The 1488-nt window shown below is 70.9% G+C and carries 1 protein-coding gene; it reads left to right on the top strand.

All coding sequences use genetic code 11. The features are described from left to right. Positions 1–338: 338 nt before the first annotated feature. The gene (locus tag IH13_RS0122950) at positions 339–1235 is read left to right on the top strand and encodes an alpha/beta fold hydrolase (RefSeq protein WP_082317680.1); all 897 of its coding nucleotides are present in this window, start codon (positions 339–341) and stop codon (positions 1233–1235) included. Positions 1236–1488 lie beyond the last annotated feature (253 nt).

Here is a 1488-nt window from a genome sequence, read left to right on the forward strand (position 1 = left end):
GAGATGTGTATAAGAGACAGCTACCCGCCCGCGGCAGGCGGCAGCAGCCGTGTCGCCCGGTTGATGACCGCTCTGGACCATTCCCTGCGTCAGGCGGCCGAGCGGCGGCCCGGGCACACCGCAGCGAGCTGATCCGAGACGGGGGACGTGGGTGCGAGAGGGCAGGCATCCGCCGGGCCCGGCGCTCGTCGGGCTTCCCCCAACCGATTTGTCGCCGCGCCTGGGACCGCAACTCCTCACGGAACGTCTGCCGGGCGGGTCCGCCCTCCGGTGGATACCCCCATGCGGAAACGACGGCTCTGCTGTGAGGGCTGTTCGGCCAGGCGCATACTCGCTGGATGGGATCGATCTACCGCAATGAGATGGGTCGGCAGTCCATCCGGGGCTGGTGCACCGAGCAGCTCGACCGATGGCCGGTTCGACACGAGCGGACGGTTGTGACAGCCAAGGACGTGCCCAGCCACGTAGTGACCGCGGGCGCGGGTGCGACGACAGTGGTGTTCGTCCCCGGCACCAACTTCAATGCGGCTTCCTCCTTGCCGTTGGCGACCGCTCTGGTCGCCGCGGGCCGCCGTGTCGTGCTCCTGGACGTCCCGGGGCAGCCCGGTCTCAGTTCCGGGGAACGCGCTCCCTCCGGCGGCGGACTTTCCTGGTACGGATGCTGGCTGGGCGAGGTGCTGACGGAGTTGTCGGCGGGGCCGGTGACGGTTCTGGGCCATTCCTTCGGCGCCGCGATCGCCGTCTCGTGCGCTTCGCCCTGCGTTGAGCAGCAGGTTCTCGTGAGTCCGGGAGGGCTGACGAGGCTGCGCGTGAGCGGCAGCGTGATGGCCGCCTCAGCTGCCTGGTACGTGCGTCCGACACCGAAACGCAGCGCCCGGCTCCTGCGCGCCATGCACGCGCCGGGCCGGCAACCACGGCCTGAGCTGGTCGAGTGGATGACCCTCGTCGCCCGGTACGCCCGCTCCAGCGGCGCACCGGGAGGTGCGAAGTTGCCTGCGACGACCGTGCCGCGCCGGGTGGTTGCCGGCCGGCACGACACCTTCCTCCCGCCGCGGCACCTCGGGTCAGCCGTGCGTCGGACCCTCGGCATCGAACTCGACGTCGTCGCTGGTGCCGGCCACCTACTCGTTGACGAAGCCCCCGAATATGTGGCCGCTCTGACCGACAGCTCAGGTGGGACTCGACGCTCCCCTCACGGCCCCGCAGACTGCGGGGGCGCCTCGCTTGATCGTTGACCTCGGGGCCGGGACGAGTCCGTCCCAGCGCGTCGTCCGGCAGCGTCGTTGTGCGGAACTGCCGTGCCTCCGGGGTGGGTTCCACTCCTGCCGGCTGTCGCCGGTGGGCGAGGCCCGCGCGGGCGCGGCGGGATCCACGAGGCCCTGGCCATGGGGCGGGTCGTCCGTATCGCTGCCCGGTGGGCACTGACAGCTTCCGTCCGAAATACGTCTCGGTGCCACCGTGCGCAGGCAGGCGCTCGAAGGGGTACCC

This window comes from Streptomyces sp. NRRL WC-3549 (assembly GCF_000721935.1).
Classification (GTDB): domain Bacteria; phylum Actinomycetota; class Actinomycetes; order Streptomycetales; family Streptomycetaceae; genus Streptomyces.